The organism is Acidobacterium capsulatum ATCC 51196 (genome assembly GCF_000022565.1).
Lineage (GTDB): Bacteria > Acidobacteriota > Terriglobia > Terriglobales > Acidobacteriaceae > Acidobacterium > Acidobacterium capsulatum.
Genome location: NC_012483.1, coordinates 1,063,388 through 1,089,143, shown reverse-complemented (window position 1 = coordinate 1,089,143; position 25,756 = coordinate 1,063,388). Strand labels below are relative to the sequence as shown.

Genomic DNA, 25,756 nt, shown 5'->3' with positions numbered 1-25,756 from the left:
TTCACCATGCAAATTTTCCGTGCCTCATTCGCGTCCTGCCGCACGTTGCGTATATTGAAGGGTGCATCTGGCACGCAGAGAATCTCATGGCCAACACCTCACCCACCTCTTCCGGCGCTGACACTGCGAAACGCGAGCGCATCGTGCGCCGCGTCGCTCAGGAACTGCAGGACGGCTTCTACGTCAACCTCGGCATTGGCATGCCCACACTCGTGGCCAATCATGTGCCTGCGGGCATTGAGGTCGTGTTGCAGTCTGAGAATGGAATGCTTGGCGTCGGCCCCTATCCCTTCGCGGGCGAAGAAGACCCCGACCTCATCAACGCCGGCAAAGAGACCGTCTCTGAGCTTCCCGGCACGGCCTTCTTCTCAAGCGCGGACTCCTTCGCCATGATCCGCGGCGGCCACATTGATCTCAGCATCCTCGGCGCCATGGAAGTCGATGAAGCCGGCAACCTCGCCAACTGGATGATCCCCGGCAAAATGGTCAAGGGCATGGGCGGCGCCATGGATCTGGTCGCCAGCGCCCGCCGCGTCATCGTCGCCATGGAGCACACCACCAAAGACGGACGCCCCAAGATTCTGCGCCATTGCACGCTGCCCATCACGGGCCTCAAAGTCGTCGATACCATCGCCACTGAAATGGCGTGGATCAAAGTCACGCCCGAAGGCTTACTGCTTCAGGAGATAGCTCCCGGCCTCTCCGTGGAAGACGTGCAGCGCGTCACCGAGCCGCGCCTGCTCCTCAGCCCGCAGCTCAAACAGATGGCTGGCTGAGCGCATGTCCCCGTTGCCCCGCAAGCTCTATCTCTCCGGCACCGTCGCGCTGCTCTTTGCCGGTGCATCGGCATGGTACATACTGGCCGCGCTCACGCCCTGCCAGAACCTCACCCCGCTCACCATCCTGGCCACGCTCTCGGCATTTCTTATCTCGGTGTGCCTGCGCCAGATGGGGCGCCATCCGCAGCGCAACATCCGGCTCTATCTCTCCGCTTGCATCGCCGTGGCTGCGATAACCCTCGTTGTGGATTTCCACTCCGTCCGCAGCCGTCGTGCCGTCTGCGGTACTCCGCAGTGGATGCAGCAGAGCATCCTGCCCAGCCGCTCGCAGCAGTAATCTTCAGCATGAATTGACTTAGCCCGCTATCTTCTCCCGCACCGTGCGCCGCTCGATTCGCTTCTCATAGCCCGCACCTTGCAGCATGCGCTGCACATACACCCCCGGCGTCACAATCGCATCCGCATCGAGCGTCCCCGGCTCCACCAGTTCCTCGACCTCGGCAATCGTCACTCTCGCGGCCATGGCCATCATGGGATTAAAATTCCGCGCCGTCTTCCGGTAGATCAGGTTGCCATGCGTGTCGCCCTTCCACGCTTTCACGAGCGCAAAATCAGCCTTCAGCCACCGCTCCAACAGATACGGCTTGCCGTCAAACTCGCGTGTCTCCTTGCCCTCGGCCACCAGCGTGCCCACGCCGGCCGGCGTATAAAACGCAGGAATCCCCGCTCCGCCCGCGCGAATCCGCTCTGCCAGCGTGCCCTGCGGAACCAGCCGCAGATCCAACTCACCCCGGATCACTTTTTCTTCCAGCAGTTTGTTCTCGCCCACATAGCTGCCCGTATGCGAGGCAATCATGCCGGCCTCCAGCATGCGGCCCATGCCAAAGCCGTCCACACCCATGTTGTTGCTGATGGTGTGCAACCCTTTCACTCCCCGCCGCACCAGCGCGTCGATCAGGTTTTCAGGAATGCCGCACAGCCCAAAGCCGCCCAGCATGATCGTCGCGCCGTCGGGAATGTCCGCAACCGCCGCATCGGCATCAGAAAATGTCTTGTTCACTCGTGGAATCCTCGCTTCAAAATACTCAGGCCGGCAATCTCAAACTTCGCAGAATACGCGACCTCACCCACGCATGGCCAGCCGCACGAGCAAACTCTTCGCTTGCATTTGTGCATCGGATGGGGCAAGGTTCTAAGCGCATGGCAAACCAGAATTCTTTACAAAAGCTCGGCGGGGGAGCCACTGGCATGGCCAGAGGTTTCCGTGACTTCATCCTGCGCGGAAACGTTGTTGATCTGGCCGTTGCGGTCGTCGTCGGCACCGCCTTCACCGCGATCGTCACCGCGCTCGTCAAAGATATTCTTACGCCGCTCATCGCGGCCATCTTCAAGCAGCCGGACTTCGCAAAGCTCAGCGTCACTCTCAATCACAGCCAGATTCTCTATGGCGCATTCCTCAACGCGCTCATCTCTTTCCTGCTCATCGCCTTCACGGTGTACTTCTTCGTCGTGCTGCCGGTGAACTCCCTGATGGCGCGCTTCAAAAAAGCGCCGCCCGCTGCGCCGCCCACCACGCGGCCCTGCCCGGAGTGCCTCAGCGACATTCCCATCGCGGCTGTCCGCTGCGCGCACTGCGCCCAGCCCGTGCCGCCGGTTGCTGCTTCCTGAGGCGCGAAGCTTCTGTTCAAGTGCCGGGCTTCGGTTCGATGAAAATCGTAACCGCGCCCGGTTTTTCTTTTTGAGATTCCTGCTCTCCGGGGTGGTAAGCTGTCAGCTTCACAGCCGTCCTCTATTTGCTTCCGCGGCTGTCAGGAGCATAGCCTTTGCCCAGCACTCGCGTCTTATTGATCGTTGCCGCGTTCGCTTCCTCTGCCGTCCTCTTCGCCGCGCAGCCTGCCGATACTTCTCACTCTGTCCTCGGCTATAAAAACTTTGCGCATCAGCAGCAGTTGGACGAGCAGTTCATGGCCGTCCCCAGCCCCAGCCTCGCCCGCCAGGAGCTCAAGACGCTCACCGCCGTGCCCCATGTCGCCGGCACGCCCGAGGACTACCAGACCGCGCTCTACGTCGCGAAAAAGTTCCGCGAAGATGGCCTCGAAACGCAAATCGTTCCCTACATGGCCTGGCTCAACACGCCTCGCGAAATCAAGGTGCAGGCCTACGGCAAAAGTGGCAAGCTGCTCATGACCGGCCCCACGCCCGAGCACGTCAAGGGCGATCCTTATGAGAACGATCCCCGCATCCTGCCCGCCTTCAACGGCTCTTCACCCAGCGGAGATGTCACCGCCGATGTCGTCTATGCCAACTACGGCCGCCTGCAGGACTTCAACAAGCTCCGCGACATGGGCATCAGCGTCAAAGGCAAAATCGTCATTGTCCGTTACGGCGCAAACTTCCGTGGCGTCAAGGCCTACATCGCGCAGCAGCGCGGCGCCGCCGGCGTCATCATCTACTCCGATCCCTACGATGACGGCTACTTCCGCGGCGACCCCTATCCGCACGGGCCCTATCGTCCTGAAACCGGCGTGCAACGCGGTTCCATCGAATATCTCTTCAAGTACTCGGGCGATGAGCTGACTCCAGGCATCGCCTCAAAGCCCGGCCTGCCCGCAAAAGACCGCCTCAAGCCCGCCGATGCTCCCGCGCTGCCCAAAATTCCCACCACGCCGCTCTCCTGGCATGATGCCGCGCCCATCCTCAAGGCGCTCGCCGGCCCCAGCGTGCCGCATGCCTGGCAGGGAGCCTTGCCCTTCGCGTACCACATCGGCGGCCAGGGCCACGTCAAGGTCCACATGCTCCTCAAGATGGACTACAAGTACACGAAGCTCTGGGACGTCATCGGCAAGATTCCCGGCACCGAATACCCCAATGACTGGGTCGTCGCCGGCAATCATCGCGACGCCTGGACCTTCGGCGCGGTCGATCCAAACAGCGGCACCGCCGCCGTGCTGGAAGCCGCGCACGGCTTCGGCGTGCTCCTCAAAAATGGCTGGAAGCCGAAACGCACCATCTACATCTGCAGTTGGGATGGCGAAGAAGAAGGCCTCATCGGCTCCACCGAGTGGGCTGAGGATCACGCCACCCAGCTCGCCCATGCCGTCGCTTACTTCAACACCGATGTAGGTGTCTCCGGCAAAGACTTCAACGCCTCGGCTGTTCCCTCGCTCAAGAACTTCATCCGTTCCATCACGCGCGAAGTCCCCAGCCCCAAGGGCGGCACGGTCTACCAGCAGTGGAAGAAGAGCCAGGACGACGCCGAAGCCCGCGCCCGCATGACCAACAACGGCTTCAACAACACCACCTACACGGCCACGCATCAGCCGGTCCGTATTGGCGATCTCGGCAGCGGCTCCGACTACACGCCTTTCATCCAGCACCTCGGCGTACCGTCCACTGACGTTAGCTCCGATGGCCCTTACGGCGTCTATCACTCTGCTTTCGATGACTACGCCTGGTTCGTGATGAATGCCGACCCCACCTTCGTCTACGAGCAGGAGATGGCGCGCGTCTTCGGCCTTGAAGTGCTGCACATGGCCGACGCCAGCGTGCTGCCCTATGACTACGTGACCTACGGCAAAGAACTGCAGGAATACCTCACCGCCGCTGAAGCCAAGGCGAAGAAGAACGGCATCACCGGTCTCGACTTCGCCGCCGCCATCGCCGATGCAAAGCAGTTCACCACTGCGGCTCAGGCAGTCCTTGAGCGCCAGCAAAGTGAGTCCGGCAATCTCTCCACCTTCAACGCGCAGCTCCGCCAGGTCGAGGAAGACTTCCTCAACCCCGCCGGACTGCCCGGCCGCCCCTGGTTCAAGCACACCGTCTACGCGCCCGGCGTATACACCGGCTACGCAGCGGTCGTGATTCCAGGCGTCAATGAAGCGCTCGACGCCAAAAATGCCGCACAGGCCAAGGCTCAGCTTGCCGATCTGGTCACGGCCATCCAGCATGGCACCGCTACTTTGCAGGCTGCGGCAAAGTAAGGCAGTTCTTCTCCCCGCTGCCCTCGTCCCCATATGGGGACGAGGGCAGCGCATCTTCCCAATTCGGAAAACCAATCCCCCCGTTTTCATCCCCCCAAACCCGCTCTCCGCTCCCCGGCGGCAACATCTTGGAAAATGAACAACAGACGGTGCGACAATGAAAGCCGGTAACGAGAGTCCGTGGGCAACGGCCGCGAAATTCTGCCCATCTGGCTTCCAGATTCTCTGACCTCCGGTTGCCAGTGCTGCTGTCCATGTGAGACATCCCATGCTGCACGGAACCTACAACGCCGGCTTGGTTCTTGCATCGCTCCTCGTGGCGATGTTCGCCTCCTATGTGTCGCTGGACATGGCCGGCCGCATCGCCGCCGCGCACACTCGCGCCGTCCAGCGCGCATGGCTGGCAGGCGGAGCCATCGCCATGGGCATCGGCATCTGGTCCATGCACTTCATCGGCATGCTGGCCTTCCGTCTGCCCATCCCCATGGGCTACAACCCGTGGATCACCTTTGTTTCGCTGCTCATTGCCATCGCCTCTTCGGCCTTTGCCCTCTGGCGTGTTTCGCAGGCGACGCTCGGTCCCGCGCGCCTCATTCCCGGCGCTCTGCTCATGGGCGCCGGAGTTTGCGGCATGCATTACACCGGCATGGCTGCCATGCGCATGCAGCCGGGCATTCAGTATGTGCCCTCGCTGGTCGCCCTCTCGGTGGTCATTGCCGTGCTGGCGTCCGGCGCTGCGCTCTGGCTCTCCTTCCATCTGCGCCAGATGCCGCGCGGCTCCCGGCGGGTCCGATTGCTCTCCTACGCCGCGGCCATCGTCATGGGGTGCGCTATCGCCGGCATGCACTACACCGGCATGGCCGCGGCCCGTTTCCCGGTGGGCAGCCAATGTCTGGCTGCGCAATCCGGCATGACCCACGGATGGCTCGCCGCGCTCATCATTCTCTTCTCTCTCGCCGTGCTCACCATCGCGCTCATCATTTCGGTGCTCGATCTTCGTCTGGAACTTCGCACCGCAGTCCTGGCCACTTCTCTGGCTGACGCCAATGAAGAGCTTCAGTTTCTGGCATTGCATGACGCTCTCACCAAGCTGCCCAACCGCGCGCTCTTTGAAGACCGTCTGCGGCAGGAGGTCGAGATCGCCCGCCGCGAGCAGACAGCCTTCGCCGTGCTCTTCCTTGACCTCGACGGCTTCAAGCAGATCAATGATGCTTACGGCCACCACGTTGGTGATCTGCTGCTCGTAGAGGCCGCCGGCCGCATCTGCGCTTCCGTGCGCGCCCGTGATACGCTGGCCCGGCTCGGCGGCGATGAGTTTGTTCTCCTCGCCGCGATCAAAGAACCCTCTGAGGCGGCGAATCTGGCCGACAAGCTGGTATCGCTCCTGCAAAATCCCTTCCATGTGGCTGAACTTGACCTGCAGATATCCGTCAGCATCGGCATTGCCATCTTCCATGGCCGTGACCGGGATGCACGCGATCTCGTCAAGCATGCGGATGCCGCCATGTATCACGCCAAGGCGCTGGGGCGAAGCGGTTACTGTTTCTTTGAGGCCTCCATGGCAGAGGATGCCCAGAATCAACTGAAGCTCTTGCAGGATCTCCGCCTCGCGCTGTCCAGAGAAGAACTGGCGCTGTACTATCAGCCCAAGGTCGAGACTGCCTCCCGCGCCGTCATCGGGGTGGAAGCGCTCGTGCGCTGGAATCATCCGGAGCGCGGCCTGCTCACGCCTGACCTGTTCATCCCGCTGGCGGAAAAGACCGGCCTCATCTTCCAGATCGGCTCATGGGTACTCAACGAGGCCTGCCGCCAGATGAGTCTGTGGCGTGCCGCCGGGCACACCGGCTGGACCATCTCCGTCAATCTCTCCGCCATGCAGTTCAATCATCCCGCGCTCATTCAGATGGTGCGCGAGACGCTTGAAGCACATGCGCTCAGCCCTTATTGCCTCATGCTTGAAATCACAGAGACCACGGCCATGCACAATGCCGACAACAGTCTCGCCATTCTGCAACAGCTCAGTGACATGGGCGTGCGCATCTCCATTGACGACTTCGGAACTGGCTACTCCAGCCTGCTCTACCTCAAGCGGCTTCCGGCCAGCGAGCTGAAAATCGATCGCGGCTTTGTCCAGGACCTCGCAACAAATAGCGATGACGCGGCCATCATAGCCTCTATCGTTGCACTCGGCCGCACCCTCAACCTCAAAGTCGTTGCCGAAGGCGTCGAAACCCCTGAGCAGCAGGACTATCTCGCCCAGTTAGGTTGCAACTCGTTGCAAGGCTATCTGTTGGGCCGCCCGCTCCCAGGCGAGGAGTTCCTCGCATCCGTCTCGCCATCTCTGTCTGCCTAGAAAGTCTCTTCCGTAAGCCATGCTTTGCTATAAGCCGGCCTTCAGCCGAGCCGTCATTTTGACGACTCTTTACCTGGTCCTAAGCCGTGCGGCAACTGCCTCACTTCTGCGGCCGATCTCCGGCAATGGGCCGCCGGGTTTCGCAGAAGGGAATCACTCTAAGAGGCCGCTTCTGTCTCTTCGGCCAGCGAGTCCATCAGTGCAGTCCGCAGCGATTTCTGCCGCGCCTCGTCCAGCTTTGCGCCATTTTCCGTCAGGTAAAAGACGTCAATCGCAATCTCGCCTTCTGTATCAATGAGGGCCACTTCGATGTTGCAGCCCTCGGTCGCCAGTGCCAGCGCAATCTGGCGCAGCAGTCCTGGCGTGTCCTGCGTGGTCAACTGCAGCAGCGTGCTGTGGCTCGATGCCACGTTATCAAACTGAATCCGCGTCTCCACCTTCAGCTTCGACGCCGTGCGCTTCAGGCGGTGCCGCCGCGCTTTCAGCAAGGTCTCAAGCTGGGTACGATGTGAAATTACCTCGCGCACCTCAGCCACAAACCGCTCAATCTCTGATGGGTTCAGCTCCAGTGTCCGGTACGGATCGGTGAACTGAAACGTATCCACAATCAGTCCCGCGGCATTGGCAAAGGCATCCGCCTTCACAATGTTCATGCCCCAGGCTGCCAGCACGCCTGCCATGTCGGCAAAAAGTAGCGGACGATCTTGAGTAATCAGCGTGATCTCATGCAGTTGCCGTACGCGCCGGTATGAGAGCTGCACCGGCTCCTGCCGCAGGGCAAAGCTCATCGTCACATGCTTCTCTACCTGCTCCGGCAGCCGCGTCTGCAGGTAGCGCTGTGGCAGCCCTTCCAGAAAAGCCTTCAGCCGTTCCGCATGCTGCGGCATCCGCACCAGAATGCGCTCCAGCACCGTCGGGTCAGCCTCTACGTGATAGCGCGTCTCGTCCACGCTCCGGTCCAGCACATTCGACGTGCTGATGTAGAGCTGCCATAGCTGCTCAGCCTTCCACGGGGTCAACGCATCCGGAGAAACGCCGCCAATATCGGCATACGTCATCAGCGTCAGCATCTTCAGCGGCTGCGGACTCCCGATCTTCTCGGCGAACCGCCGTACTGTCTCTTCATCGAAGATGTCGCGCCGCATCGCCGCCGACATTTCCAGGTGCAGCCGGATCAGCCGCCGCACCGTCTCCCGCTCTTCATTGTCAAAGAGCAGCCGCGAAAAGAGGCTCTCGCAAAACTCCACGCTCTGTACCGCGTGATCGCCCGTGCGCCGCGCTTTGCCGGTGTCGTGCATCAGCAATGCCAGAAAGAACAGATCCAGCCGCTCAATCTCGGGCAGCAAAGTGGCCAGCCGCCGCTCCCAGTCCTCATGCGGCTGGCGCAGCTTGTGTACGTTGTCGATCACCACAAACGTGTGCTCATCCACTGTGTAGCGGTGATACGCGTCCCGAATCACCAGCGAATCAATCCCATGAAATTCCGGAATCAGCAGCTCCAGCAAGCCCAGCGCATGCATCGTCCGCAGCGCATCGGCGGCCCACGGACCCATCAGCACGCCGCGCAACGCATTCCAGAGATACGGTCCTTCCGGCAGTTGCACCGCCAGCACCGGCAGCGCTTCGGCAATGCTGTCTTCGGCATATTGATTGAGCCGGTGTCCATGCTGGGCCATGTATCCAAACACGGCCAGCATATCTTCGGCACTCGTCACCATCGCGCCTTCGGCCAGCCCAATCCGCCCGTGCTCCACATAAAAATCAGTGCCGGCAATCGGCGTCCGCTTCCGCCGCAGCGTTTTGTAAAAAGAGCGCCGCGCCGGCGGAATCTCATCCAGCAGCAACTGTGCCCGGCGAAAGATCGTGCGAGCCTGCCGGTAATACGTCCGCATCCAGTACGCCGGATCGCTCGTGCCCGCGGTCTCCAGGCCAATGCTGCGCGCCGCCGCCTCGTCCTGCCCATACCAGTCCAGCGCATTGTCATCGCGCTTCGAGCGGTAGTGCAGAAAGCATCGCGTCGCGCTCAAAAAGTCATACGCCGATTCCAGCTCGCTGTGCGTCGCATAAAAATGGCTGGCGGAGTTCTGCGGCCACGCCCGGTCCGCATGCAGCTTGTTCAACAGGGTCAGCCATTGCGCCAGGTGATAATCGCGCAGTCCGCCCGGCGACTCCTTCACATTCGGCTCAAGGTGAAAAATCGTGTGCCCAAACTTCTCATGCCGCGCCCGCGCAATCTCTGCCAGGTTCTGCACAATCGGCTGCCACTCGCGCAGGCACAAATCCGGCAGCAGCTTGTTGGCAAGCTGGTCGTAGAGCGCCTCCTGGCCGGCCAGAAAGCGCCGGTCAAGCAGGGCAATCGTGAACTCCAGATTATCGGCCTCGATGCGGTCGCATTCCTTCAGGGTGCGCGTCATCGGACTCGCGCGCAGACCGATGTCCCACATTGCCTGTGAAAATATGCGCAGCTCATTGGCATAAGTGGCGGCGGCCTTGTCGTTCTCGCACAAATACAGCACGTCTACGTCGGAGTAGGGAAACAGCTCGCTGCGCCCAAAGCCGCCTGTCGCCACCAGCGCCACGGGCGCGGGACTGGCGGCCGGAAACAGTAACTGCCAAAGCTCTTTCAATCGCAGGGAAACGCTGGTGGCGCGCCGTCGTGCCACCGCCGAGCCATCGCCCGTGCGCTCAAACGACTGTCGCAATGAATCCGCGTCTTGAGAGACACGTTGCCTGCACTGCGCCAGTAAGGGAGGAGCAATTTCCATAGAAGAGAACGAAATTCCAGAAGTGAAGGTGATGAAAGAGGCTGCGGCGTCGGCTTGCGGCGCCGCAGCGGGTACAACTGACAACGTTACCGGGTCGGGAACTAGAGTGCCGATACGCCGCGCTCGTCATTACGAATGCGGATCGCCTCGTCAATCTTCGTCACAAATATCTTGCCGTCGCCGATCTTGCCCGTGCGAGCTGCCGAAAGAATCGCGTCGATGGCTTTGTCGAGCAACTCATCCACCACCACGGCTTCAATCTTGATCTTCGGCAAAAGGTCAACTGTATATTCGCGCCCGCGGTAAAACTCGGTGTGGCCTTTTTGCCGGCCGTGCCCGCGGGCTTCCAGTATGGTCATTCCCTCGATGCCTGCTTCCAGCAGGGCATCCTTGACTGCATCCAGCTTTGAGGGCTGAATCACTGCTTCGATCTTATGCATGTTCTTGTCCTGAACTGCTCCGTGTCAGAATTCCATTCCAATAACGTTTCGAGGCTACGCTACAAACTCGTAGCCTTCCTCGCCATGCTGGGTAATGTCAAGTCCTTCGCGCTCTTCATCGGGCGTCACGCGCAGGCCAATCGTCACATCCACCAGCTTCAGCAGAATCAGAGTACCCACAATCGATAGTCCCCACGCAATGGCTACGCCGCCAAACTGGTTCAACAATTGGTGCCAGTTACCTTCGATGACACCTGAGGGCAGTGTGGCTCCCGTTTTGGCGTCTTTGAAGATCGGATTGATCGCGCTCGAGGCAAACACGCCCGTCAAAATCGCGCCCAGCGTTCCGCCCGCACCATGCACGCCAAAGGCATCCAGCGAATCGTCATAGCCAAACAGCGACTTGACCGTTGTCACCATGAGGAAGCAGAAGACGCCCGCGATCGCGCCAATCACAAAGGCGGCCATCGGCTCCACAAAGCCGGCTGCCGGCGTAATCGCCACCAGCCCGGCCACAGCGCCTGAGATTCCGCCCAGCACCGTCGGCTTGCCCGTCCGCCACCACTCCACGGCTACCCAGCCTAACGCTGCCGTTGCCGTCGCAAACTGCGTATTCACAAACGCGCTCGTCGCCAGCGTGCCGGCATTGAGTGCGCTGCCCGCGTTAAAGCCAAACCAGCCCACCCACAGCAGGCAGGCGCCCACTACGCTCAGCACCAGCGAGTGTGGCGGCGTCGGCTCCTTCGGGTATCCCACCCGCTTGCCCAGATACAGTGCGCAAACCAGCGCCGAAACGCCCGACGTAATATGCACCACTGTGCCGCCCGCAAAGTCCAGGCAGGGAATCGCTCCGCCCGCGGCCGCATTCAGCAGTCCGCCCTTGCCCCACACCATGTGCGCCATCGGCGAATACACCACCAGCGACCACAGCGTCAGAAACACCGCCATCGCGCTGAACTTCATGCGTTCGGCAAAGGCGCCCGTAATCAGTGCAGGGGTAATGATCGCAAACATGAGCTGGTAAATCATGTAGGTCTGCGCCGGAATGGTGCCTGCATAAGCAGGATCGGGAGCCAGCCCGACTCCGCGTAGAAAGAGGTGTTGAAATCCTCCAATGAAGCTCGTGCCCGAGCCAAAGGCCAGGCTGTAGCCCACAATGCCCCAAAGCAGCGTCACAATGCACATCATCATGAAGCTCTGCATCATCGTGGCCAGTACGTTTTTCTTCCGCACCAGGCCGCTGTAAAACAGTGCCAGACCCGGTCCGGTCATCATCAGCACCAGGGCGGAACTCACCAGCATCCAGCCGTTGTCCCCAGAGGTCTGGGCATTGGCAATCTGTGTTTGCAATTGGGCAATCTGGCTTGCCGTCGCGCTGCTGGCAGACTGTGCCAGAGCGGGTAGGCCGCAAAGAAGAAATCCTGAAAATGCAAAAAAGGACAGCTTGACGAAACGAGGTCTCATAAGGCTCCGTGGGTCAGGTTCTTTATGCAACGGGGCAAATGTGGCAATTAATGTTGCCGGCCATCGTCAGACAGGGACCATGCGGCAGCGTGGATGATTGACGCTACTTTTACATACTTCGACCAAATGACCAACAGAAAATCCACTTCCTCAAAGCGATGCTGCTTCCATGGCTCTTCTGCATTCCCCAGAACGCCCGGCAGCGATATAGTAGTGGTATGACCGATACGGTGCGTGACCGCTATCTTTTTGGAACGCTGCAGAGCAGCGCCCTGAATCAGGAAAAGATTCATCAGGCCAGCTATGGCTACGAGCAGCCCGAGGGCGTGTTTCTGACCACGCTCGATTCGGCCATCAACTGGGTCCGCAAAAGCTCCATCTGGCCCATGACTTTTGGACTCGCCTGCTGCGCGATTGAAATGATGTCCATGGGGGCCTCGCGCTTTGACGTGGCTCGTTTCGGCGCGGAAGTCTTCCGCCCCTCGCCCCGTCAGGCCGACCTCATGGTCATTGCCGGTCGTGTCTCGCAGAAGATGGCTCCCGTCATCCGTCGCCTTTATGACCAGATGCCCGAGCCCAAGTGGGTCATCTCCATGGGGGCCTGTGCCACTTCAGGCGGCGTTTTCAACAATTACGCCTTGCTGCAGGGAGTCAACCAAGTCATCCCGGTTGACATCTATGTACCTGGATGTCCCCCGCGTCCGGAGCAGTTGATCTACGCATTCACGCTCCTGCAGGAAAAGATCCAGAACGAGCGGGGCAGCTTCAAACGGGCCCTCAATCTGCAATAGTTATTGTGTTTTCAAGAGGTTAAGATCGATTTTCCAGGTGGGAGCAGACAAATTGCGCCTTGAGGAAAAATGTTCGGCCAAAGTTGCGTTCAATGCAGGGAACCAATTTGTAACGAATTTGGTTCCCTGTCGTGCGTCACAGGCAACTATTTCGGACTTTTGCGCTCTAAGATAGTTGATTGTGCTGTAGTTTCGTTCTTATTCACTGCGGTAACTGTTGAACTGCGCTAGGGTTTCCGGTTGCTGTGAGGCCAAGTTTTTAATCATGTACGACTTTCAACATTCGGTGGTTGCGGAGGATAGACGCATGAATACTCGTCCTTTAAGCTCTTTCAGCCGAATTCTGCTGGCCGGGTGTGCGGTTGCGCTGGGCGCATCCACACTCTACGCGCAGAGTTCCAATACCTTGCCATCTGCTCCTCGTGAGCACATATCCCGTACCGATGTCTTCCTGGGTTACTCCTACGTGGCGCCCCATGCCACGGTGAACACGACTCTGACCGACGGTTCCACCTTCTCCGACAATCTTTCGTCGATCGATGAAGGCGCCATCGGCAGCGTTGCTTACTACTTCAACCGCTACATCGGCGGTCAGATTGAGTACGAGAACAGCCCCAGCGGCCGTAACGACGGTCTGCAGACGGCTCAGGCCGGTCTCATCGCCCGTTATCCCATGCAGGGCATGGTGCCCTTCGTGCACGCCCTCGCCGGCGCGGTTCGCATTGGCGGACCCAACGATGAGCCTTACACCTACCATCCCTACACCTGGGGTCCGGCGCTCACCGTCGGCGGTGGTCTCGATTATCCCCTCCCGTGGTTCCATCACCACCTCAGCCTGCGTCTCTTCCAGGCTGACTATGAATATCTCCATGCCGACTACGGTCCGGCTCCGGTTGTCGGTGGCCGCGTCAATTCCAACACGGCCCGCCTGAGCACCGGTCTGGTCTTCCATTTCGGCAACATCGTTCCCCCGCCGCCGGTCACCTACTCCTGCTCGGTCAGCCCCGACAGCGTGTATCCCGGCAGCTCGGTCACGGTTACCGGAACGGCCACCAACCTCAACCCCAAGAAGAATGCGACCTATAGCTGGTCGGGCAATGGCTTCACGGTGGCTGGCGACAGCTCCACCGGAACCATTGACACCACCAATCTTCAGCCGGGTGCTTACACGGTGCAGGGTCACGTGACCCAGGGCAATAAGGTCGGCCAGTCGGCTGATTGCACGGCCCACTTCACCGTCAAGCAGTTTGAGCCCCCGACGGTCAGCTGCACCGCCGATCCCACCACGGTGAAGCCGGGCGACAGCTCCACCATCACCGCGACGGGTGTCAGCCCGCAGAACCGTCCGCTGACCTACAGCTACTCCGCCAGCGAAGGCACCATCAGCGGCACTGGCAACACCGCCACGCTGTCCACTACGGGTGCTCCGTCCGGCGAGGTCACTGTCACCTGCAACGTGCAGGACGACAAGGGCCAGACTGCTTCGGCCACCACCACGGTGGATGTCCAGGCACCGCCGCCGCCGCCGCCGCCGTCGGTCCAGAAGCTCTGCACGCTGAGCTTTGACCGCGACAAGCGCCGTCCCACCCGTGTCGACAACGAAGCCAAGGCTTGCCTCGATGATGTTGCCCTCAACGCGCAGCGTCAGTCCGATGCCACCCTGGTCCTCGTTGGCAACTCGGCTCCTGGTGAGCGCATGGCTGACCACAAGGCTGCCGAGCGCGCTGAGAACGCCAAGCAGTACCTCGTCAAGGACAAGGGCATCGATGCCAGCCGCATCGAGGTCCGCACCGGCAACGCGGGCGCGAAGGAAGTCGATGACTACCTCGTTCCCTCCGGCGCGAACTTCGAGAATGACGTCCCCGGAACGCAGCCGGTCAGCCAGACCGAAATGCACCCGGTCCGTCACCACTGGCACCATCACTACCGCCACCACAAGAAGGCCGCTCACAAGATGTAAGCCTTCTTTAGGTGCAGTCACTACCCTGGGGCTGACCGGACAATCCGGTCAGCCCTTTGGCTTCTCTGGTTCACTCTTCAGCCCTCACCGGGCTCAGCGCCTTCGTTGTGGAAAAATAACTTATGCGGTTCCGACCCTTTGTAGCCTCGGCTTCTTTGCTTCTTTGTCTCTTGACTGTTCCCGCCCTGCACGCCGCAATCCATCACTGGCCCGCCGTGGGCCCGGATGGCGGTGATGCACGCAGCTTTGCGGCCGATCCTGCCCACCCCTCGCACCTGTATCTGGGCACGGCGAACAGTTGGATCTACCAGTCCGTCGACGGCGGCGCGCACTGGACCCGTCTCGCGCAACTGGGCACCGGAGACGATCTCGTCATCGACCACATCATCGTCGACGAGCGTGACCCGCATACGCTGTACGCTGGCGCATGGAGGCTCGATCGCTTCGGCGGCGGCGTCTTCGTCAGCCACGACTCCGGCGCGACCTGGACTGAGCTCACCGGCATGGACGGCCAATCCGTCCGCGCTCTGGCACAGGCACCGTCCAATTCGCACATTCTTGTCGCCGGAACCATCAGCGGCGTCTACCGCACTGAAGACAGCGGCCAGCACTGGAAAGAGATCAGCCCCGCCGGCAGCGGAGAAATCCGCGAGGTTCAGTCCATCGCCGTTGACCCCACGGACCCCGATACCGTCTACGCAGGCACCTGGCACCTGCCCTGGAAGACCACCGACGGCGGCCGCCACTGGTTCAACATCAAGAAGGGAATCATCACCGATTCCGACGTCTTCTCCATCCTCATCGACCCGCAGTTGCCCACCGTGCTCTACGCCAGCGCCTGCTCGGGCATCTATCGCAGCGACAACGGCGGCTTGCTCTTCCGCAAGGTGCAGGGCATTCCCACCACCGCTCGCCGCACCCGCTCGATCAAAGAAGATCCGCAGAATCGCGACGTCGTCTACGCCGGCACCACCGAGGGCCTCTACAAGACTCTCAACGGCGGCAAGAGCTGGAATCGTCTGACCAGTCCCTACGTCATCATCAACGATATCTACATTGACCCGGCCAATCCGCAGCACGTGCTCATGGCGACCGATGAAAGCGGCGTTCTCGCCAGCAACGACGGCGGCAAGAGCTTCGAACCCTCCAACAGCGGATTCTCCGAGCGTGTTGTCTCCTCCGTCCTCGTCGATCACCAGCACCCCGGCACTCTCTATGCCGGCGTGGTCAACGGCAAAAGCTTCGGCGGTGTTTTCGTCTCGCATGATGACGGCCGCACCTGGGCTCAGCAGAGCAACGGCCTCGGCGGACGCGACGTCTTCGCTCTCGCGCAATCCAGTGACGGAACCGTCTACGCCGGCACCAATAGCGGCCTTTATCGCTGGTCGCCATCCGGCTGGGCGCAAGACGGAAAGATCGTCAACCGGCCCTCCCATGCTGCCTCATCACGCCGCCGCATCCATCGTCCGGTAGCCTCTGGTGCCCATATCGACTCTCGCGTCAACCACCTCTTCACTCGCGGTCCCGTCTGGTACGCCGTCACCGAGGGCGGCGTCTATCTCAGCCACAATGAAGGTGCAACCTGGCAAGGGCCTATTCTGCGCCGTGACGGTTACATTTACTTTGGCACTCTCGGCAGCCGCACCGTCGCCGTCAATCGTGACAGCATTAGCTATTCCACTGACAACGGCCAGACCTGGCGCACCATGTACCGCCCGCTCGGTCTTTCCTCGCTCACCGCCGCCACCATCACACCGGATGGAACCCTCTGGGTCGGCGGTCCGCAGGGCATCTACTTTACGCATGATGCGGGCCTGCGCTGGTTCCAACTCAAGCGCCTGCCCGTCAACGCAATCAACAGCCTCACCTGGGACCCGGCACAAAACAGCGTTCTGCTCTCTTCCAGTGACTCGACCGTCGTCTATGCCATCAACCCGAAGACCTACACCTGGAAGTGGTGGAACACCGGCTGGCTCGTGCATGCCATTCACACTCTCGGCAACCGTCTCGTGGCCGTCTCCTATTCCAACGGAGTCGTGGTGCAGCCCGCCTCGCAGAGCGGCACCGCGCTCGCCGAGGGGGGCAACTAGCTGCTGCCGTGTGGACCCTTCGCGAAGCCACCAGCGCCGACTATAACGGCTTCTATCACCTCGACCAGCAGTGCTTTCCCCCGGGCATTGCATACTCCCGCGCGGATTTCCGCGCCTTCCTCTCGCAGCCGCACAGCATCGCGCTGCTGGCGGAAGGCGCAACCGGCGCGCTTCTCGGCTTCATTCTCGCCGGGCAGCGCCGCCGTGGCGAGCTTCACTACGGGTATGTCGTCACCATTGATGTTGCGGAATCCGCGCGCCGCCAGGGCGTAGGCCGCGCCCTGCTCTTCGCTGTCGAAAAGCATCTCCGCGAAGAAGGCCTCGCCAGCATCCGGCTCGAAGTCGCCGTCGACAACCTCGCCGCGCAGCAATTCTATGAGCGCGAGCAATACCGCCCCATCGGCCGCATCCCCCGCTACTACATGGACAAGATCGACGCCCTCGTCCTCGAAAAATCCCTGCTGTGATGAAAGCAGCTATTAGCTTTTAGCTCCTAGCTATTAGCTGCTGGCCTTTAGCTGTTAGCTCGATCTCAAGCCTTGTGATCGAGCCGCCTCAGATCGCCAGCAGCGAGCCGCCGGCGAGCGGCGAATAGCCAAACACTGAACACTCACAGCTAATAGCCAAAAGCTAGTAGCTGGCAGCTCATAGCTAAAAGCTAATAGCTAACAGCTAAAAGCTGCCTCTCAATCTCCGCCTGCTTCTCCTGGTCCAGCTTTCCATGCGTCCGCCAAAGCACTTCGCCCTGCGCATCGGTCAGCAGCACGACCACCGAACGGTCCTTCGGAATCTGCAGTGCGCCACGAAACTGCTTCCGGTTCACATACAGCGGCACGATTCGCGGCCACTCCTGCGGATCGCTGTAATTCCCGCGCATCGACGAATTCTGCCACCAGCGGTACAGGTCGTTTTCCCGCTCCGAGACGGGCAGCACATAGTAGCGCAGTCCTTCGTGCAGCCGTTCCAGAGACTGGGCCTCCCGTAGCCAGCGGTCCACCTCCGGACTCTGGCTCACGTCAAACGAGAGCACCAGCAGGTTCAGTTTCCCCTTCAGATCGGCTGGCAGCGCCACTTTGCTTTTCGCAAGGCTGTAAGCCGTCACCGCGGGAAAACGCACCGGCGTTTGAGCCCCGGCTGCCGCCAGTAGCGCCAGCGGCCCCAGAACGCCAAACAGCGCCAGACGGACCATGTTCCTCAATGAGCGCAAGAGAATCCTTGTGGAGAGTCAATTAGTAATTCGCCGCAATTTCCCTCGATCTTAACAGTGCCATCGCATCTTCTCCCGGCTCTTTTTGATGGCGCACGCCGGCCGCGAATCCTTTTTTGCTCGTGCAGTATCATAAAGAGTGATGCCAAGCCAGCAACATGCCTTTGTCTCCGATGACCCCCGGCTCCAGCCGATTGCCGAAAAGGTTCTCGCCTCCGAGCGTCTTTCGTTTGAAGAGGGAGTAACCCTTTATCGTTCGCCAGACATTCTGGCTGTGGGCTGGCTGGCCAACCACGTGCGCGAAAATCTGCACGGCGATGTGGCCTACTTCAACGTCAACCGCCACATCAATCCGACCAATGTCTGCGTCGCGGCCTGCCGCCTCTGCGCCTTTGGCCGCAAAAAGGGAACCGAAGGCTCCTACACCATGGCGCTTGAACAGGCATGGGAAACTGCCGCTTCCGGCTACACCGAGGCCGTGACGGAGTTCCACATCGTCGGCGGCCTGCACCCCGATCTGCCGCTCGAATATTTTGAAGATCTCGTGCGCGGCCTCAAGGAGCGCTTCCCGCAGGTGCATATCAAGGCCTTCACCATGGTGGAGATCGCCTTCCTCGCGCGCCGCGCCAAGCTCACCATTCCCGAGACGCTGCGCCGCCTCAAAGATTGCGGCGTAGACTCCATGCCCGGCGGCGGAGCTGAAATCTTCTCTGACCGCGTGCGCCACATCATCTGCGACCACAAGATCGACGGCAGCGAGTGGCTCGACACCGCCCGCATGGTTCACCAGGCCGGCCTCAAGTCCAACGCCACCATGCTCTACGGCCACATCGAGTCTGACGAAGACCGCGTCGATCATCTCATCAAGCTTCGCGAGGTACAGGACGAGACCCACGGCTTCCAGACCTTCATTCCGCTGGCCTTCCACCCTGACAACACGCCCTTGGAGCATCTGCCCCGCACCACCGGCCTGACAGACATTCGACAGATCGCCGTCAGCCGCCTCATGCTCGACAACTTCCCGCACATCAAGGCCTACTGGCAGATGATGACGGCCAAGATCGCGCAGATCGCGCTCCGCTTCGGCGCAGATGACATCGACGGCACCGTCATCGAAGAAAAAATCTATCACGATGCCGGCGCCACCACGCCGCAGGGCATGCGTCGCGAAGAGCTCATGCGCCTCATCACCGCCGCGGGCCGCGTCCCCGTCGAGCGCGACACCCTCTACCGCGCGGTTACTCGCAGCGAAGACACATTCACCGTCGCCGTCTAAGCGTGGCAACCTTCAGCGTTCTCACTCTCTCTGATGAAGAGAGTGAGAGCCATACTTCATGCGCCTCGCTCCCTTTACTCTTCCATCCCGGTCAACGACAATACGCCTAGAAGCTGTCTCATAAGGGACCGAGTGAGAGCCGCCATCGATGCCGGGCTCAGGCCGAGGCTGAAAACGAAAAGCCTTCCTGTGAGACAGTGGCTATAGACATCTGCAATTCGAGGAGAACCCCTGCATGCCCCTTTCCGGCGAAGCCATCCGCATGATGAATTACGTGGACGATGTGGCCGTCACCCTGCGCCGCATTCTGGCCCTGGTGCCCAGCCTTACTCCTGAGGAGCGCGAGCGCGTCAGCGAGTACGTCCGCAACTCCCGCCCCAACGCCGAATCCGTCCTCGAAGCACTCAAGAAGTAATCCGGCGCCCCATTTCACCTCATCGCTGAAGTGGGGCCGCCCTTATCTTCCTTTGCCTCGTCGCGGCGGCCTTCAGGTTTCTGTGACGTGCCGCCGAGCCGTAATCCTCTGCGATTTCATCCCGGGCTCAGGCGCTTGGCCCCGATCAGCTTTGCGGTCCTTCATCCACCACCTCAATGGCTGAGACTGTGGCGTTGTTCTCAATTGGGTCAAACGTCACATTGAGCTTGCCTTGCGGCGTCGGCACAAGGTGATGAAACGTCTCTGTCAGCGCATGCATGCTTCCGGCGCTCTTGTAAATGTCCAGGCCCTTATCCAGAGTCTGCCCATTGCATTCGATCCGGAACACACGGCTGCCTGCGCCCCCGCCGCCCGGCCGGTTCGGCCCGAAATATAGCTCTGCGAAATGCAGAATCAGCGTGTACTGGTCGCGCGCATCTACCGGAATTGAATACGAAAAATAACCGTACCGCTCCGCCGCATACAGCTCAGGGTCCGCCGTCTCCGTGACCGCGAAGTTGGTCTCTGAGGTGTACCCGCCGGAGTAGTAGTCATCCGGCTCCCACAGCGCCCCGCTGTGGTCCGTATACGCTCTCGATTGCGCGACAATCCGGATGGGCAGTTCATGATGCGCCTCTCCCGGAACAATCTCAATCGCATTCACCGACGCCGGCACCGTGTAGCTGGTGAAGCTCAGGTGCAGCACTCCGTCAGGGCCCGGGCTCACGTCGCGAAAGACACGCTCATCCGCAACATCGGGCCCCATGGCATCCATATTCACATCAAAGTAAGGCAGAATCGCTTTCCCGTTCACCAGCACATTAAACGTCGACGGCGTATTCGCATACGGCTGCGCGCTCACAAAAAACAGGTGCACGTCATACACGCCCTGCGGCAGCGGAATATCGTAGGAAAAATTCCCTTCGCGCCAGTGCTGAAAGAGCAGCGGATCGCTGGTTTTCCGCACCGGGCCATAGCTCTCCGGCCGGTCCCAGCTTCCGCCGCCATGGTAGTACTCATCCGGCTGCCACACTGCGCCCGCATTGTCGATCTGCGGCTTGCCCTTGTATCCCGCCAGAATGCGAAGCGGCATCTGCGGAAACGGACCCGAAGCGGAAGCATGCCGGATGGGAGCGTTTCCGGCCGTTGGCGGCGAGGCGGATATCCTCCGGCGATGCTGCCGGTAAATCACCAAAGCGCCCGCGCCCACCAGCAACGCCACCAGCAGGATCGCCGCAATTACATACACCCTCCCACGCTTTTTGCGGGGTGTCGGCTCAATCCGCTCTTCAACGGGGCTCTCAGCGTCCTCCGGCTGCTCTACTCCATCCTCTAGGCCATCCTCTTGCGGCTGTACACGATGCGAAAACACCGGCACATATGACCCCGCCGGAATCGTGAACTGCACCGCATGGTCCTGGCCATCCGTGTCGTAGTACTTCTTGAGCCGCTTGCGCAGCCGGTGCGCCTCAACCCTGACAATCGCATCCTCGCCCGAGTTGAATGTGTTCTTCGAGCGGTCAAACACCTCCGTGGCGATCTCGTACTCGCGCAGCTTCTCGGTCTCGTCCGCAAAATACTTCTCGCCAATATAGGTGATCAGGCTGAGCATTCGGGAAGGCTTCGCCAGCGTCGCGGCAAACGCCTCCAGCTCCCGGCGCTCGGCCTCCCTCGTCTCCGCATGAGAGGAACCATTCGCCTCCCGGTACTGATCTGACAACTCAAACCTCTCTATCCGGCAAAAAAATCGCGATGAATACGCTTACATAAACGTTTTACCACGTTTCATCCCATCAAAGGGTTCCCCTGAAAACTCAACAAGATAGTCCCGTTGCAACGGGACGCGTAACGGCTGTGTACCACTTTGTACAGAACGAACGTTGTCAGTCTTTCACTCCGGAATTTACCTTCCACCGAGTTTGCCGGAAGTGTGCCTGATCGATGCAGCACGCTGTCATGCCTCCAGCCTCCACGCCACGCAGTCACCATCACCCTCTCGCTCTTCCCCAGGCGAGAACGGCCCGCGTTACGCAACGGAGATTGGGACGCCTGCCAAATCCGCAAACCTTTTCAGGAGAACCGAATGCAAAAGTGTTTCAGTCAATTCAGGACGGCCATGCATAAGTTTGAAAGAGGCCTGTCAATGTCACAGTCGGGCAGGGGACGGAGTCTCTCCGCAAAAATCAGCCGCCCGGCAGTTTTCCTCACTCTGGTCTTTGCATTGCTGTGCGTTCCCGCCCTGCGGGCGCAGACCACGGCCAGCCTCACCGGCGCTGTCACTGATCCCACCGGGGCCGTCGTTCCCGGCGCAAAGGTCACGCTGACCAATGACGCCACCGGAGCCGAGCGCGATACCGTCACCGACTCCGCCGGCGACTACAACCTCCAGGCGCTGCTCCCCGGCACCTACACCATTCACGTCTCTGAGAATGGCTTCCAGGCCTACGAGCAGCACGGCCTCACGCTTACGGCCGGTGCCGACGCCAAGCTGCCAGACATCAAGCTGGCTCTCGGCAGCGCTACCCAGACCGTCACGGTCCACACCAACACCCAGATTCTTCCTACCGTCAGCGGTGAGCACTCCGTTGTCCTCTCCTCGCAGGACATCCACAAGCTCGCGCTCGGCAGCCGCGATCTCTCCGAGATGCTCAAGATTCTGCCCGGCGTTACCGTTTCGCCCAGCCTGAGCAACGGCCCGTCCTTCAACTTCACCCAGGTCAGCGCCGCCCAGAGCGCCATCAACAACGGCCTCTCCGCCAACGGAGCCCCTTATCGCGGTGGCACCACGCAGTTGCTCGACGGCGTCGACGTCAATGACCCGGGTTGCAATTGCAACGCCATCACGCTCATCAATCCTGATATGACCCAGGAAGTCTCCGTCGAGACCTCCAACTTTGGCGCGCAGTCTCCCTACGGTCCCGTGCTCGTCAGCACCATCAGCAAGTCGGGCGGTTCGCACTATCACGGCGAGGGCTACTTCTATGCCCGCAACGACGTGCTCAATGCCAATGACTGGCAGAGCAATCACCAGGGGCTCCCCCGCGGCAATGCGCACTACTACTATCCCGGCGGCAACATCGGCGGTCCCGTCCCCGGTACCCACAAAAAGCTCCGCTTCTGGGGCGGCTACGAGCGCTTCCTCCAGAACACCGGCAACACCAACTATCTGAGATCCTTCATCCCCACCCCGGACATGATGGCCGGCAACTTTGGCGACACTCCAGCCAATGCTGCCTTCTGCCAGGGCGCGTCGAACATCAATTCCTCGCAGACCAACGGATGTAATGACCTCACCGGCACCATTCTGCCCAACGGACAGGCCGCCGGCCCCGGCACCTCCTACGGCAGCACCATCCCGGCGCAGTTTCTGGATGCCGGCGCCAAGGCTCTCTCCAGCTTCTGGCCCACGGCCAATGCCAATCCCGCCACCACTCCCGGCGGATACAACTACTACCAGGTGATCCCCGGCACCAACAATGGCTGGATGTATCGCCTCCGCGTCGACTACGACCCGAACCCGTCCACCCAGTTCTACGTTTCCTATCAGCAGAGCTACAGCGCTGCGCTGGCCTCGGGCAACGGCGCGCACATTTACTGGACCCCATACGCTTCCATCCCCTATCCGGGCGGCGGACTCTACGGTTACAGCTACACCAAGGCCATTTCGGCTCATTTGGTGCACACCTTTGGCCCCAACCTGACCAACGAACTCATTGCGGCCTGGGGCTATGGCAATTTCCCCACCGAACCCAGCAATCCCAATGCCGCCACCCGCAGCGGCCTCGGCTATCCCTACGGAACCATCTTCAGCACCGGCTCAAACGTTCTGCCCTCCTACAGCAGCGCCGGATACGACACCTTCCCGGATTTCTCGCAGCCCGATTACTTTGAGAACTCCAGCCACAGCTTTGAAAACAAGAAGGAAACTCCCTCGCTGGCCGACAACGTGGTCTGGCAGGTAAAAAACCACACCATCAAGCTCGGTGGATTCGCCGAAGAGGTCAGCAACGACCAGGGCGGAACCGAGACTCTGAACGGTAACTTCGGCAGCTTCAGCTTCAACGGTACCGTCGCGCCCAACGTGGTCACCGGGCAGGCCGTGGGCTCGCCCAACAATCCCACCGCAAACTTCCTGATGGGCATTGCCTCCAGCTACAACGAGAACAACACTTCACAAAACCTCAACATGGCCTTCGGCGATTTTGCCGCCTACTATGACGACACCTGGCAGGCCACCAAACGGCTCTCCATCGAGTACGGCATGCGCATCGAGCACATCGGCCACTGGTATGACAAGAACAAGAACGGCGTAGCCGTCTTCATGCCGTCGCTCGTGGTGCCCGATTACAACGAAGGCCGTCTCTACCCCGGCGTCCGCTGGCACGGCGTCGATCCTGGCGTTCCTTCGAGCGGCATGCCCAACCGTTTTGCCTACATGACGCCGCGCATCGGCGCTTCTTACGACATTTTCGGTAACGGCAAAACCTTGATCCGTGGCGGATGGGGCATCTTCCGCTTCACCAACCAGCCCGATACCAACTCGGTTCTCACTGCGCAGGAAGTGCTCGGCTACAACCTGCCGAGCGGCGACAGCATTTTCCTCTCGCAGGTCGGCCAGGCCGGTCAGCAGGGCGGCATCGCCGGGCAGGGCAGCGCGCCCGGCATCTCCATTCCCACGGCAGATTGCAGCGCCGCCACCGGCTGCATCAACAACACCGTCTATGCTGAAAATCCGCTCGACGATCAGATTCCAGACTCCACCGCATGGAATGTGACGCTCGATCAGCAGTTGCCGATGCAGATGATGGTCGAGGCGGCCTATGTCGCCAACCATGCTGAGAATCTGCCCCTCGGCAGCGAAGAGCTCTCCGGCAGCGGTTTCTCCGCATTCGACGACGTCAACAAGATCCCGCTCGGCGCATTCTTCAAGCCCGATCCGGTCACCGGCATGGTTGCCAAAAATCCCGAGCAGGTCAACGCGACCTGCACTGGCAACACCTGCAACCAGTACGCCGACTATCACCCCTATGGCAAGGAGTACGGCAACAACAGCGTCTACGTCACCGACACCGCCGGATACTCCAACTACAACTCCCTGCAGCTCAGCCTGGTGCGTCACGGCTCCAACGCCAACTTTGACGTCAACTACACCTACCAGAGCAACCTGAGCACCACCCTCGGCGAAGACGCCTTCAGCGTTCGCCGCAACTACGGCTATGCCAGCACCACGCGCCGGCATGTCTTCAACTTCTCCGGCTCTTACACCTTCCAGCGTCCCTACAAGGGAGAAAATCACTGGCTGCGCGGTGCGGCCAATGGCTGGACCATCTCCAACATCACCACCTGGCAGGCGGGCGGCTTCCTGCAGACGCAGGCCACTCCCAACTTTGGCCTTACCCTGCAATACGGCGACTACAACGGCGCGCCCATCTCCAAGAAAAACCCGTTGCCCAACGGAGCCACCGGCAACAGCCTCAGCCAGGCCACCTACTACGGAACCAACTCCACGGTCGACATCATGCCTGAAGTCACCTGCAACCCGGCTTCCGGCACGGCCAACAACCAGCGCATCAAGTACTCCTGCTTTACGCCGCCTAAGGTCGGGCAGTATGGTCCGCGCGATTATCCGTACACCATGGCCGCTTACTTTGACAGCGACATGTCGCTGTACAAAAACTTCCACGTCGTTCGCAGCCAGACTTTGGAGTTCCGTATCCAGGCCTTCAACTGGCTCAATCATCCCCTTCCGGAGTACAGCGCTTCCAGCCAGTTGGCGCTGCACTACACCGATGCGTATGGAACCAGCAATTTCGGAACCTCCGCATCGCAATATCCCAACGGAAACCCGAACAACTTCGGCGTCATGGACACCAAGAGCGGGCAACCCAACCAGCGCACGTTAGAGCTGTCCGTGAAGTACATGTTTTAAAGGCATCCTTGAATGCCTGTGTCCCCAGAGAGAGGAGATTCCTCTCTCTGGGTTCTTTTTCCGTTAGCATGTATCGACATTTAAGCAGGGGGAAAAAATCCTCTCTATTTCAAACAATTTGTCATCTCGACCGGAGCGCCGAAGGCGCGCAGCGGAGAGACCCGCATTTCCGCCTCCACCCCGGATGCGTCATTCTGAGCGAAGCGAACCGGGGCCCCCACGAACGGGTCTTCGTTCGTGGGGTGGGAAGAATCCCGGCGATTCCTCGGCCGCCAAATGCCGTCCGAAGTTTCTCCCACCATCTCAA

Annotated in this window: 18 protein-coding genes; 12 read left to right on the top strand and 6 right to left on the bottom strand. The window is 60.4% G+C overall.

Going from position 1 to position 25,756, the window contains the following annotated elements; genetic code table 11:
• Window positions 1-86: 86 nt before the first annotated feature.
• Together ACP_RS04435 and ACP_RS04430 are read left to right on the top strand one after the other, a co-directional pair.
• Window positions 87-776 (top strand): CoA transferase subunit B, encoded by a 690-nt coding sequence (locus ACP_RS04435; RefSeq protein ID WP_015896093.1) that lies wholly within the window; start codon window positions 87-89, stop codon window positions 774-776.
• 4 nt (window positions 777-780) lie between these two features.
• Window positions 781-1,116: a hypothetical protein gene (locus tag ACP_RS04430; RefSeq protein WP_015896092.1), complete on the top strand. Its 336-nt coding sequence runs from the start codon at window positions 781-783 to the stop codon at window positions 1,114-1,116.
• 18 nt (window positions 1,117-1,134) lie between these two features.
• Here the strand turns inward: ACP_RS04430 and ACP_RS04425 are convergent, their stop codons facing one another.
• The gene (locus ACP_RS04425) at window positions 1,135-1,839 is read right to left on the bottom strand and encodes a CoA transferase subunit A (protein WP_015896091.1); all 705 of its coding nucleotides are present in this window, start codon (window positions 1,837-1,839) and stop codon (window positions 1,135-1,137) included.
• 188 nt (window positions 1,840-2,027) lie between these two features.
• On the opposite strand from ACP_RS04425, the gene mscL reads away from it, so the two are divergent.
• The 3 genes from mscL (at window position 2,028) to ACP_RS04410 (ending at window position 7,112) form a co-directional block, all read left to right on the top strand.
• Window positions 2,028-2,447 carry a large conductance mechanosensitive channel protein MscL gene (gene mscL / locus ACP_RS04420; protein WP_015896090.1) on the top strand — a complete coding sequence of 140 codons (420 nt, stop codon included), beginning with the start codon at window positions 2,028-2,030 and terminating at the stop codon, window positions 2,445-2,447.
• A 155-nt stretch (window positions 2,448-2,602) separates the two neighbouring features.
• Entirely contained in the window at window positions 2,603-4,759 is a 2,157-nt protein-coding gene (locus ACP_RS04415) for a M28 family metallopeptidase (protein ID WP_015896088.1), read from the top strand.
• Window positions 4,760-5,027: 268 nt separating this feature from the next.
• Entirely contained in the window at window positions 5,028-7,112 is a 2,085-nt protein-coding gene (locus ACP_RS04410) for a putative bifunctional diguanylate cyclase/phosphodiesterase (protein ID WP_041839282.1), read from the top strand.
• Between the two features lie 158 nt (window positions 7,113-7,270).
• On the opposite strand, the gene ACP_RS04405 is transcribed toward ACP_RS04410, so the two are convergent.
• The 3 genes from ACP_RS04405 to ACP_RS04395 all read right to left on the bottom strand — a co-directional run bounded on the left by ACP_RS04405 (window position 7,271) and on the right by ACP_RS04395 (window position 11,781).
• Complete coding sequence (locus ACP_RS04405) at window positions 7,271-9,814, bottom strand: bifunctional uridylyltransferase/uridylyl-removing protein GlnD (protein WP_169305911.1); 2,544 nt, start codon at window positions 9,812-9,814, stop codon at window positions 7,271-7,273.
• Between the two features lie 164 nt (window positions 9,815-9,978).
• Entirely contained in the window at window positions 9,979-10,317 is a 339-nt protein-coding gene (locus tag ACP_RS04400) for a P-II family nitrogen regulator (RefSeq protein ID WP_015896084.1), read from the bottom strand.
• 54 nt (window positions 10,318-10,371) lie between these two features.
• On the bottom strand, window positions 10,372-11,781 hold the full coding sequence (locus tag ACP_RS04395) for an ammonium transporter (protein ID WP_015896083.1): 1,410 nt from the start codon (window positions 11,779-11,781) through the stop codon (window positions 10,372-10,374).
• Between the two features lie 218 nt (window positions 11,782-11,999).
• Here ACP_RS04395 and ACP_RS04390 point away from each other — a divergent pair, with 218 nt between their 5' ends.
• The 4 genes from ACP_RS04390 (at window position 12,000) to ACP_RS04375 (ending at window position 17,089) form a co-directional block, all read left to right on the top strand.
• Window positions 12,000-12,572: an NADH-quinone oxidoreductase subunit B gene (locus ACP_RS04390; protein WP_052294681.1), complete on the top strand. Its 573-nt coding sequence runs from the start codon at window positions 12,000-12,002 to the stop codon at window positions 12,570-12,572.
• A gap of 307 nt (window positions 12,573-12,879) precedes the next feature.
• Window positions 12,880-14,532, top strand: coding sequence for a hypothetical protein (locus ACP_RS04385; protein WP_041839281.1), 1,653 nt, complete (start codon window positions 12,880-12,882; stop codon window positions 14,530-14,532).
• 170 nt (window positions 14,533-14,702) lie between these two features.
• Entirely contained in the window at window positions 14,703-16,622 is a 1,920-nt protein-coding gene (locus ACP_RS04380) for a sialidase family protein (RefSeq protein ID WP_238525647.1), read from the top strand.
• A gap of 8 nt (window positions 16,623-16,630) precedes the next feature.
• Window positions 16,631-17,089 (top strand): GNAT family N-acetyltransferase, encoded by a 459-nt coding sequence (locus ACP_RS04375; RefSeq protein WP_015896080.1) that lies wholly within the window; start codon window positions 16,631-16,633, stop codon window positions 17,087-17,089.
• A 191-nt stretch (window positions 17,090-17,280) separates the two neighbouring features.
• Here the strand turns inward: ACP_RS04375 and ACP_RS04370 are convergent, their stop codons facing one another.
• Window positions 17,281-17,811, bottom strand: a complete 531-nt coding sequence (locus ACP_RS04370) for a hypothetical protein (protein ID WP_041839280.1) — start codon at window positions 17,809-17,811, stop codon at window positions 17,281-17,283.
• Between the two features lie 160 nt (window positions 17,812-17,971).
• On the opposite strand from ACP_RS04370, the gene mqnE reads away from it, so the two are divergent.
• Both mqnE and ACP_RS04360 read left to right on the top strand, forming a co-directional pair.
• On the top strand, window positions 17,972-19,105 hold the full coding sequence (gene mqnE / locus ACP_RS04365; RefSeq protein ID WP_015896078.1) for an aminofutalosine synthase MqnE: 1,134 nt from the start codon (window positions 17,972-17,974) through the stop codon (window positions 19,103-19,105).
• A 235-nt stretch (window positions 19,106-19,340) separates the two neighbouring features.
• The gene (locus ACP_RS04360) at window positions 19,341-19,520 is read left to right on the top strand and encodes a hypothetical protein (RefSeq protein ID WP_015896077.1); all 180 of its coding nucleotides are present in this window, start codon (window positions 19,341-19,343) and stop codon (window positions 19,518-19,520) included.
• A gap of 145 nt (window positions 19,521-19,665) precedes the next feature.
• Here the strand turns inward: ACP_RS04360 and ACP_RS04355 are convergent, their stop codons facing one another.
• Entirely contained in the window at window positions 19,666-21,240 is a 1,575-nt protein-coding gene (locus tag ACP_RS04355; RefSeq protein ID WP_041839279.1) for a malectin domain-containing carbohydrate-binding protein, read from the bottom strand.
• A gap of 423 nt (window positions 21,241-21,663) precedes the next feature.
• On the opposite strand from ACP_RS04355, the gene ACP_RS04350 reads away from it, so the two are divergent.
• Window positions 21,664-25,449: a TonB-dependent receptor gene (locus ACP_RS04350; protein WP_015896075.1), complete on the top strand. Its 3,786-nt coding sequence runs from the start codon at window positions 21,664-21,666 to the stop codon at window positions 25,447-25,449.
• Window positions 25,450-25,756: the final 307 nt, after the last annotated feature.

What these genes read in the sequence shown, in the direction of transcription:
- ACP_RS04430 (WP_015896092.1), top strand. Translation starts at nt 781, where the DNA reads ATGTCCCCGTTGCCCCGCAAGCTCTATCTCTCCGGCACCGTCGCGCTG.
- ACP_RS04385 (WP_041839281.1), top strand. Translation starts at nt 12,880, where the DNA reads ATGAATACTCGTCCTTTAAGCTCTTTCAGCCGAATTCTGCTGGCCGGG.
- ACP_RS04435 (WP_015896093.1), top strand. Translation starts at nt 87, where the DNA reads ATGGCCAACACCTCACCCACCTCTTCCGGCGCTGACACTGCGAAACGC.
- ACP_RS04370 (WP_041839280.1), bottom strand. Translation starts at nt 17,811, where the DNA reads ATGGTCCGTCTGGCGCTGTTTGGCGTTCTGGGGCCGCTGGCGCTACTG.
- ACP_RS04350 (WP_015896075.1), top strand. Translation starts at nt 21,664, where the DNA reads ATGTCACAGTCGGGCAGGGGACGGAGTCTCTCCGCAAAAATCAGCCGC.
- ACP_RS04360 (WP_015896077.1), top strand. Translation starts at nt 19,341, where the DNA reads ATGCCCCTTTCCGGCGAAGCCATCCGCATGATGAATTACGTGGACGAT.
- ACP_RS04390 (WP_052294681.1), top strand. Translation starts at nt 12,000, where the DNA reads ATGACCGATACGGTGCGTGACCGCTATCTTTTTGGAACGCTGCAGAGC.
- ACP_RS04395 (WP_015896083.1), bottom strand. Translation starts at nt 11,781, where the DNA reads ATGAGACCTCGTTTCGTCAAGCTGTCCTTTTTTGCATTTTCAGGATTT.
- mqnE (WP_015896078.1), top strand. Translation starts at nt 17,972, where the DNA reads ATGCCAAGCCAGCAACATGCCTTTGTCTCCGATGACCCCCGGCTCCAG.
- ACP_RS04400 (WP_015896084.1), bottom strand. Translation starts at nt 10,317, where the DNA reads ATGCATAAGATCGAAGCAGTGATTCAGCCCTCAAAGCTGGATGCAGTC.
- ACP_RS04410 (WP_041839282.1), top strand. Translation starts at nt 5,028, where the DNA reads ATGCTGCACGGAACCTACAACGCCGGCTTGGTTCTTGCATCGCTCCTC.
- mscL (WP_015896090.1), top strand. Translation starts at nt 2,028, where the DNA reads ATGGCCAGAGGTTTCCGTGACTTCATCCTGCGCGGAAACGTTGTTGAT.